Origin of the sequence: Streptomyces sp. NPDC051921, from assembly GCF_040680975.1 — a bacterium.
Taxonomy (GTDB): Bacteria; Actinomycetota; Actinomycetes; order Streptomycetales; family Streptomycetaceae; genus Streptomyces.
Map to the genome: position 1 here is coordinate 238,637 of NZ_JBFAXU010000004.1, position 9,281 is coordinate 247,917.

Below are 9,281 nucleotides of genomic sequence, written 5' to 3' on the forward strand. Positions count from 1 at the left end.
CTCCGCGTCCGGTGCCGTACTCGGTACCGGCCTCGGCGCCGCCTCCGCCTCCGGACGAGGCGCCGGCTTCGGCCCGTACCCCGGCCCTGGCTCCGCCCTCGCCGCCGCTCCCGTTCCGTCCTCTCACCCCGCCTCCACCCCCACCCCCACCCCCACCTCCGTCCCCGTCCCCGCCTCCTTCCCCGTCTCCACTCGCACCCCGACCCCCACCAGCTGGGACGACGGTCTCATCGCGCGCCGTGCAGCCGATCGCGCCGCTCTCGCGGGCGAGGCCCCCGACGAGGCGGAGGAGCCGGGCGCGGACGACGACGAGGGTGGGCTTCCGCTGCTCGGCGGGGCCTACGGGGGTGCGCTGCGGACCCGCCTCGACGCGCTGCACGAGCTCGTCGGCCTGTCCCGTACCCGGGTCGAGGCGGAGGCGCTGGCCGAGGCCGGGCGGGTGCTCGACGAGGCGGCCGCACGCCAGCGGCTGTCGGCGCGGCACACCGTGGTCGCCATCGCCGGGGCCACCGGCAGCGGCAAGTCCACGCTCTTCAACGCCCTGGCAGGCGTGCCCGTGTCCGAGACCGGGCTGCGGCGCCCCACGACCGCCGCACCGCTCGCGCTGAGCTGGTCGGAGGGGGCCGCCGGGCTGCTCGACCGGCTCGGGATCCCCGGCCGGCTGCGGCGCAGGCCGCTCGCGGGCGGCGCGGCGGACGCCGACCTCCAGGGGCTCGTCCTCATCGACCTGCCCGACCACGACTCCGCCGTCACCGCCCATCGCGACCAGGTGGACCGGCTGCTCGGTCTGGTCGACGCGGTGATCTGGGTCGTGGACCCCGAGAAGTACGCGGACGCCGCCCTGCACGAGCGCTATCTGCAGCCGCTGGCCGGGCACGCCGAGGTCACCTTCGTCGTCCTCAACCAGATCGACCGGCTGGGCGGCGAGGCCGCCGACCTCGTCCTCGACGACCTGCGGCGCCTTCTCGACGAGGACGGCGTGGCGCTCGGCGAGCACGGCGAGCCGGGCGCGACCGTTCTCTCCCTGTCCGCGCTCACTGGGGAGGGCGTACCGGAACTGCGGGAGATGCTGGGCCGGTTCGTCCAGGACCGCTCCGCGCCCGAGCGGCGCCTCGCGGCCGACGTCGACGCGGCCGCGGGGCGGCTGAGGCCGGTGTACGTGGCGGACGGGCGGCCGGGTCTCGGTGAGCGGGCCAGGGAGGACTTCGCCGACCGGCTCGCGGGCGCCGTCGGCGCCCAGGCGGCGGGGGAGGCGGCGGAACGGGTCTGGCGGCGCGGCGCCATCCGTGCCTGCGGGACGCCGTGGCTGCGGCTCTACCGCTGGTACGAGCGGGTCCGCGCGCACGGCAGCACCGACCCACGTCTGAACGCCCCGGTCGAGGAAGAGCTGACCGCGCGTCAAAGGGTCGAGCAGGCGGTGCGGATCGTCTCCGAGGAGGCCTCGCGCGGGCTGCCCGGGCCGTGGGCGCAGGCGGTGCGGGAGGCGGCGCTGCGCGGGGCGGACGGGCTGCCGGAGGCGCTGGACGAGCTGACGGTGACGGTGGGCGACCCGGCGGCCCGGCCGCCGCGCCCGGCGTGGTGGCCGGCGGCGGTGCTCGCCCAGATGGTGATGACCTTCCTGCAGATCTTCGGCGCGTTGTGGCTGGTCGGCCAGATCGTGGGCGTCGTCGAGCCGTTGCTGTGGCCGCCCGTTCTGATCATGGTCGCGGGGATCGTCGGCGGACCGCTGGTGGAGTGGGCGTGCGCGGCGGCGGTACGCGGGCCGGCCCGGCGGTACGGGCAGGAGGCCGAACGCAAGCTGCGCGAGGCCGCCGCGGCCTGCGGCCGGGCGCGGGTGCTCGACCCGATCGCGGCGGAGCTCATGCGCTACCGGGAGGTGCGCGAGCAGTTCGTGACGGCCTCGGGCACGACGCGGGTGGCGGGCCGGGTCCCGGGCGGCGGCCGCTTCGGCGGCACCCGGCTCGGTCCGACGAGGGCGGGCGTGGCCCGGGTGAGGTGAGGCGCCACCCGCTGCGCGTCACCCTCGTCCGCCGGCTGCTGCCCGCTGGCCGTCACCCTCGCCTGCTGCCTGCTGCCTGCTGCCTGCTGCCTGCTGCCTGCTGCCCGTCACCCTCGTCTGCCGTCTGCCGTCTGCCGTCTGCCGTCTGCCGTCTGCCGTCTGCCGTCTGCCGTCTGCGGTCCCTCGTCCGCCGTCCTCCCCCCGCCGCCGCACGTCGTACGTCGCCCGTGTCGTGGACCTTCTCGTTCGAGTGGTCGAGTTGTCCACAGTCCTCCCCTTGTCCACAGGCCTCAGCGGGTTTCGGCGGTTCGGCCCACCATGGGTGGAGAGCGACGGAAGTCGAACACCGGACGAGGGGTGGAGAGAGGCATGAGCGAGACGACGGTGACGCTGGTCGGCAACGTGGCGACGAACGTGGAGTACCGGGACACGGCGACGGGCGGGGTGGCGCGGTTCCGGTTCGCGGTGCCGGTACGGCGCTGGGACCGTGAGCGGGCGGTGTGGACGGACGGGCCCACCAGCTTCTACACGGTGTCGGCGTGGCGCTCGCTGGCGGTGAACCTGGCGGCGTCGGTGTCGGTGGGCGAACCGCTGGTGGTGCACGGCAGGCTGAGGGTGCGTGAGGAGGAGCTCGACGGACGCCGCAAGACCTTCGTCGACGTCGTCGCGACGGCGGCCGGACACGACCTGTCACGGGGCACGGCGGCGTTCCGCAGGGCGGTGCGACAGAATCCGGAACAACAACCTCCGGATGAGCGCGCGTCCGACCCCTGGCAGACGCCACAACCCGCTTCCGGCAAGGCCAACAACGCTCTGGTAACCGTCTCCTGACCTTGCGTTGTGGGGATTTGTCGACTCCGCGACCAGCGGTTTCGCGGTCAACTTCGGCCGCTGATAACGATTTCGATTCGGAATGGTTATCGGACCGCACTAGTGGACACGGGGGGGTTTCGCGCTCCCTAGGATTCCCTGTACTCATGAGGCGCTTGCTTTCAGTGGGTCAGTGAGTCTGCTGGCAGGTGCTCCCCCCACGCGTATCGATAGATGACCGCGGAGCAGCCTGCCCGGAGGGGAAATCCATGTTTTCTGTACGGAGGCGCGGCTCTGCCCGCCTTGCCGCTGCGGCCGCGATCACGGGTCTGGTCGCCGCTGGTGCGATAGCCGCCGCGGGTCCGGCGATGGCCGACGAGGGTGGTACGGGCAGTGGCGGCGTCGCGGCGACGCTGGGCTCGCTCGCCGACGCCGGCAAGATCGACATCAAGGTCAAGAACGAGAAGGGTGAGTTCGAGACCGACACGTACAACGGCGGTCTGTTCAACCTGAACGTCAAGGGTGGCGGCTCGCTCAAGGCCTACTGCATCGACCTGTTCACCGGGACCGAGGCGGGCACCTCGTACAAGGAAGTCGGCTGGGACGAGTCGACGCTGCACAACAACAAGAACGCCGGCAAGATCCGCTGGATCCTGCTGCACTCGTACCCCGAGGTCGGTGACCTCGACGCGCTGGCCAAGAAGGTCGACGCCACGGGCCTCACCCGGGACACCGCCGCTGCGGCCACCCAGGCGGCCATCTGGCACTACTCGGACAACGTCGAGGCCATGCCTCAGGACGACGACGCCGAGAAGCTGACCAAGTACCTCCTCGCCGAGGCCGAGAAGGCGCCGGACCTGTCCGAGCCCGCGGCCTCCCTCAGCGTCAGCCCGACCTCCCTCGCCGGCAAGGCCGGCGGCCGCCTCGGCCCGGCCAAGGTGACCACCAACGCCGCCAAGGGCGCCACCAAGGTCTCCCTCGCGCCCGGTGCCCCCGCGGGCGTCAAGGTCGTGGACAAGGACGGCAAGGCCGTCACCTCCGTGGACAACGGCGACGAGCTCTACCTCGACGTGCCGGCCGGCACCAGTGACGGTTCCGCCAAGGTGAGCCTGCAGGCCTCCACCAAGGCCTCGATCGGTCGCGCCTTCGCCAGCACCACGCAGGAGCGCAAGCAGACGCTGATCCTCGCCGGCAGCAGCGAGTCCACGGTCAACGCGCAGGTCGAGGCCACCTGGGCCAAGCAGGGCGCGGTCCCGGCCGTCGACTTCAAGGAGAACTGCGCCAAGGGCGGCGTGGACATCACCGTCTCCAACAAGGGTGACGAGGGCTGGGACCTCGAGCTCAAGGGCGTGAAGTACACGATCGGCGCCGGCGAGACCAAGACGGTCACCGTCCCGGTCGACGAGGACGCGGCGTACAAGTTCACGATCACCGGCCCGAACGGGTTCGAGAAGGTCGTCGAGGGCGTCCTCGACTGCAAGACCTCCACGCCCGGCCCGAAGCCGTCCGAGACCCCGGCCCCGTCGCAGACCCCGGCCACCGGTGGCAGCACCTCCGGCACCACCGGTGGTGGCGACCTCGCCGAGACCGGTGGCTCCAGCGCCACCCCGATGATCGCCGGCATCGCCGCCGCGCTCGTCGTGATCGGCGGCGGCGCGGTCTTCTTCCTCCGTCGGAAGAAGCCGGCCGGCCAGTGAGCGGTCAGCACCACGCAGTGAGCAGTAGGCAGTAAGCAGACGAGAACGGCCCCGTCGCGCGACACGCGACGGGGCCGTTCCCGTCGTGTTCGGGCACGGGGCCGTTCCCGTCGTGTCCGGGCCACCGACGGTGAGCGAGCGGTCACCACGCCTCCGGACAAGCCCCAGATCAGGCGGCCGGAGCGGTACTGGTTTCCGCCGACGGGGCTGTGTCAGGCAAGATGGTGTGTATCTGCCCACTCACTCCTTGCCGGACGGTTTCTCTTGGCTGAGTACATCTACACCATGCGCAAGACGCGCAAGGCGCACGGCGACAAGGTCATCCTCGATGACGTGACGCTGAGCTTCCTGCCCGGTGCGAAGATCGGTGTGGTCGGCCCGAACGGTGCCGGTAAGTCCACCGTGCTGAAGATCATGGCCGGTCTGGAGCAGCCCTCCAACGGTGACGCCTTCCTGTCGCCCGGCTACTCCGTCGGCATCCTCATGCAGGAGCCCAAGCTCGACGAGTCCAAGACGGTCCTGGAGAACGTCGAGGACGGCGTCGCCGAGATCAAGGGCAAGCTCAACCGGTTCAACGCGATCGCCGAAGAGATGGCGACGAACTACACCGACGAGCTCATGGAGGAGATGGGCAAGCTCCAGGACGACCTGGACCACGCCAACGCGTGGGACCTCGACGCCCAGCTGGAGCAGGCCATGGACGCGCTGGGCTGCCCGCCCGGTGACTGGCAGGTCAACAACCTCTCCGGTGGCGAGAAGCGCCGCGTGGCGCTCTGCAAGCTGCTCCTCGAGGCCCCGGACCTGCTGCTCCTCGACGAGCCCACCAACCACCTCGACGCCGAGTCGGTGAACTGGCTGGAGCAGCACCTGGCCCAGTACAAGGGCACCGTCGTGGCCATCACCCACGACCGGTACTTCCTGGACAACGTCGCCGAGTGGATCCTCGAGCTCGACCGCGGCCGCGCCCACCCGTACGAGGGCAACTACTCGACCTACCTGCAGAAGAAGGCCGAGCGCCTCAAGGTCGAGGGCCGCAAGGACGAGAAGCGCCAGAAGCGCCTCAAGGAAGAGCTCGAGTGGGTGCGGTCGAACGCCAAGGGGCGTCAGGCCAAGTCCAAGGCGCGTCTCGCGCGCTACGAGGAGATGGCCGCCGAGGCCGACAAGATGCGGAAGCTGGACTTCGAGGAGATCCAGATCCCGCCGGGCCCGCGCCTGGGCTCGATCGTCGTCGAGGTCAACAACCTCTCCAAGGCCTTCGGCGAGAAGGTCCTGATCGACGACCTCAGCTTCACCCTGCCGCGTAACGGCATCGTCGGCGTGATCGGCCCGAACGGCGCCGGCAAGACCACGCTCTTCAAGATGCTCCAGGGCCTGGAGACCCCCGACTCCGGCGAGATCAAGGTCGGCGAGACCGTCAAGATCTCGTACGTCGACCAGACCCGCGCCAACATCGACCCGAAGAAGACCCTCTGGGCGGTCGTCTCGGACGAGCTGGACTACATCAACGTCGGCCAGGTCGAGATGCCGTCCCGCGCCTACGTCTCCGCGTTCGGCTTCAAGGGCCCGGACCAGCAGAAGCCGGCCGGCGTGCTCTCCGGCGGTGAGCGCAACCGCCTCAACCTGGCGCTCACCCTCAAGCAGGGCGGCAACCTGCTGCTCCTCGACGAGCCGACCAACGACCTCGACGTCGAGACCCTGTCCTCGCTGGAGAACGCGCTCCTCGACTTCCCCGGCTGCGCCGTGGTCGTCTCCCACGACCGCTGGTTCCTCGACCGAGTCGCCACCCACATCCTGGCGTACGAGGGCGACTCCAAGTGGTTCTGGTTCGAGGGCAACTTCGAGTCGTACGAGAAGAACAAGGTCGAGCGGCTCGGCCCGGACGCCACCCGTCCGCACCGCGCCACCTACAAGAAGCTCACCCGAGGCTGATCAGTTCATGGCACGGCACATCTACTCCTGCCCCCTGCGCTGGTCGGACATGGACGCCTTCGGGCACGTCAACAACGTCGTCTTCCTCCGCTATCTGGAGGAGGCGCGGATCGACTTCATGTTCCGGCTCGCGCCGGGGAACGGGAGCCCGTCGTTCTCCGGAGGGTCCGTCGTGGCCCGCCACGAGATCGACTACCTGCGGCCGCTGGTCCACCGGCACGAGCCGGTGACCATCGAGTCCTGGGTCACCAAGATGGGCGCGGCGTCGCTGACGATCGCGTACGAGATCAAGGACCCGGACGTGACGTACGTGCGGGCGTCGACGGTCGTCGTGCCGTTCGACCTCGAGGAGCAGCGCCCGCGCCGGATCTCCGACGAGGAGCGGGCGTTCCTCAAGGAGTACATGGACGACGGGATGACCTCCGCCGCATGACCGCCATCGCGCCGCTGCACTTCGCCGACCCCAGGGAGGCGGCGGGACTCGCCGCCTTCCTGCGGCGGCTGCTCCACTACGACCGCGCCGCCGCCGTCCGCCTCCAGGCCGGCGGGGGCGCGCTCGCCGTGTTCGGGCGGCCGCCGTCGTTCGAGGTGCTCGCCATCCGCACGGCACGGCTCGTGGACGCGGTGGACCTGGACGTGACCGTCTCCGCCGGCGAACTCCTCGAAGGCATCGAGGAGTCCGCGGGCAAGGCGGTCGTTCCCGACTCCGTCACCGGCCCGCCGTGGGCCGGGGTCCTGCCGCCCCGCGGCGGCTGGAAGCCGGTCCCCGGCCTGCCGTCCGCCGACGGGATACGGGGCGCGGTCGCCGCGGCGGTGGCCGAGTTCCGCTCGCGCGACGAGGACCTGCCCGAGGAGCGGCGCACCCGGGCCGAGCGCGACCGCATCGGCCGCGAGATCTGGTCCCGCACCCTGGCCGACACGGGCCTGCCGCTGCGCGCCGGGCACGCTGCGCAGTCCCTCGGCTTCCTGCCGCGGATCCCCGGCGAGGAGCTGCCGGTGGTGCTCTTCGCCTCCGGCCCGTGGCTCCGGCTCCGCACCCCGTACGGGTCGGTCGCCCTGAGGACCGTTCCGATCTCCCTGAGCGTGGCCCCGGGCGCGGCCCGGTGACCGTTCCCGTGGTCGAGGGGCCGCTCACCGTCCCCGAGCTGAACACGCTCTTCCGCGCCGCCTGGCCGGGGCACCGGGACACCGACTTCGCCCCGGTCCTCGCCCGCCGCCTGCTGCACGTCACCGCACGCCGCGACGGGCGTCTCGTCGGCTACGTGAACGTGGTGGGCGACGGGGGCGTGCACGCCTTCCTGCTCGACACCACCGTCCATCCGGACGAGCGCCGCGCCGGCCTGGGCGCCGCCCTCGTCCGGGCCGCCGCCGCGGCCGCGCGGGAGCGCGGGGCGCACTGGCTGCACGTGGACTTCGAACCCCACCTCACCGGCTTCCACGAGAAGTGCGGCTTCCGGCCCACCGCCGCCGGCCTCATGGACCTGCGGAACCCGAGCGCCTGAGCGGCCTGGGCCCCCGGCTCACCGCGCCGGGCCCGTCCGGGTGCGGCCCCCGGCTCGTCCGCCCCCCGGCCCTCCGTCGGCGCTGGGTGCCCCGCGCCGGGCCCGTCCGGTGCGACCCCGCGCTGGGCTCACGGCGCCAGGCTCGCCGCGTCCGGCTCGTCCGCCCCTGGCCCCGCGTCGGCGCTGGGTGCCCCGCGCTGGGCCCGTCCGGGTGCGGCCCCCGCCCGCGCTGGGCTCACGGCGCCGGGCTCGCCGCGTCCGGCTCGTCTCCGCCCCTGGCCCTCGTCCGCGCTGGGTGCACCGCTTCGGGCTCTGCCCCTGGTCCCCCGCGCGCGGGCTCACTGCTCCGGTCTCGTCCGTGCCTGGCGCCCGTCCAGGCTCGGCTCACGGCGCCGGGCCTCACGCGTCCGGCTCGTCCGCGTCCGGCCCCCGCCCGCGCTGGGCTCACCGGACCTGGCACGTCCGCGTCCGGCCCCCCGGCCCCCGTCCGGCCCCCCCGGGGCCCCGTCCGCCCCCCGGCCCCGTCCGGCCCCCCCGGCCCCGGTCCGGACCAGGCCCGCCGCCGAGCCCTCACCACATCGGGCCGCTGTCGCGTCCCTCCGTGCCGATCGCCGTCGCCGAGAGCGCCGCGCACAGCGCGAGCAGGATCGACGGGACGACCAGGGAGCCGTGGGACACGTTGTCCTCGGCCAGGACCGGGTCCATGCGGCGGGCGGGGTCGTAGGCGATGTCGACCTTCTTGCCCGCGTCGCCGATGCGCTTCTCGGCGGTGAACTCCGTCGGGTAGTCGCCGTCGCAGTCCAGCGGATGGTGGTAGAGCCACTTCTCGCCCGGCGCGCCCTCGCCGAAGGTCGGGTGGTACGTCGCCCTGGCCTTGCCGGTGATCACACAGGCGGCGACCTCGGCCCGGATCCGGGAGTCCCGGGCCTCCACCCACACCGATCCCAGGCCCGCCACCAGGAGCACCGCGGCGATGACGCTGCCGCCCTCCCGGAAGAGCGCGTTGTGCGCGAGCAGCGCGACGCCGGTCAGGGCGAGGCCCGCCAGGAGCGCGAGCGCGGTCGGCAGGCGGACGGGGCTGTGCATGCTCCAGCCCGCCCACAGGTGCAGCAGGACTCCGGCACCGGCGGGCACGAGCACGGAGCCCGCGTACGGCAGGGTCTTCCGCACGGTCACCTCCCCCGTCAGGGGGACGAGCACCGGCGCGCGCCGGTTTCGTCAGCGCTCGGCGTCAGCGCTCGGCGTTCAGCGTTCGGCGTTCGGCGTTCGGCGTTCGGCGTTCGGCGTTCAGCGCTCGGCGTCCGCGTCCACGTCGGCGTCCGCGTCGTCCGGCCACACCCCGAA

At 72.5% G+C, this 9,281-nt stretch carries 8 protein-coding genes; 7 read left to right on the plus strand and 1 reads right to left on the minus strand.

The annotated features are described in order from the left end of the window. Positions 1–229: 229 nt before the first annotated feature. From AB0M16_RS07750 to AB0M16_RS07780, 7 genes are all read left to right on the plus strand, one after another. A complete protein-coding gene (locus tag AB0M16_RS07750) occupies positions 230–1,999 on the plus strand; it encodes a GTPase (protein ID WP_365340237.1) in 1,770 nt (589 codons plus the stop codon). Between the two features lie 369 nt (positions 2,000–2,368). After that, on the plus strand, positions 2,369–2,830 hold the full coding sequence (locus AB0M16_RS07755) for a single-stranded DNA-binding protein (RefSeq protein ID WP_365339930.1): 462 nt from the start codon (positions 2,369–2,371) through the stop codon (positions 2,828–2,830). Positions 2,831–3,078: 248 nt separating this feature from the next. Next, positions 3,079–4,506: a Cys-Gln thioester bond-forming surface protein gene (locus AB0M16_RS07760; RefSeq protein ID WP_365339932.1), complete on the plus strand. Its 1,428-nt coding sequence runs from the start codon at positions 3,079–3,081 to the stop codon at positions 4,504–4,506. 264 nt (positions 4,507–4,770) lie between these two features. Continuing rightward, entirely contained in the window at positions 4,771–6,435 is a 1,665-nt protein-coding gene (gene ettA, locus AB0M16_RS07765; protein WP_365339934.1) for an energy-dependent translational throttle protein EttA, read from the plus strand. Between the two features lie 7 nt (positions 6,436–6,442). Further along, complete coding sequence (locus AB0M16_RS07770) at positions 6,443–6,868, plus strand: thioesterase family protein (RefSeq protein WP_365339936.1); 426 nt, start codon at positions 6,443–6,445, stop codon at positions 6,866–6,868. After that, complete coding sequence (locus tag AB0M16_RS07775; RefSeq protein ID WP_365339938.1) at positions 6,865–7,542, plus strand: hypothetical protein; 678 nt, start codon at positions 6,865–6,867, stop codon at positions 7,540–7,542. Before AB0M16_RS07770 ends, AB0M16_RS07775 begins: the two co-directional genes overlap by 4 nt. Further along, complete coding sequence (locus tag AB0M16_RS07780; RefSeq protein WP_365339940.1) at positions 7,539–7,937, plus strand: GNAT family N-acetyltransferase; 399 nt, start codon at positions 7,539–7,541, stop codon at positions 7,935–7,937. Before AB0M16_RS07775 ends, AB0M16_RS07780 begins: the two co-directional genes overlap by 4 nt. A gap of 570 nt (positions 7,938–8,507) precedes the next feature. On the opposite strand, the gene AB0M16_RS07785 is transcribed toward AB0M16_RS07780, so the two are convergent. Next, positions 8,508–9,107 carry a hypothetical protein gene (locus AB0M16_RS07785; protein ID WP_365339942.1) on the minus strand — a complete coding sequence of 200 codons (600 nt, stop codon included), beginning with the start codon at positions 9,105–9,107 and terminating at the stop codon, positions 8,508–8,510. Between the last annotated feature and the right edge of the window lie 174 nt (positions 9,108–9,281).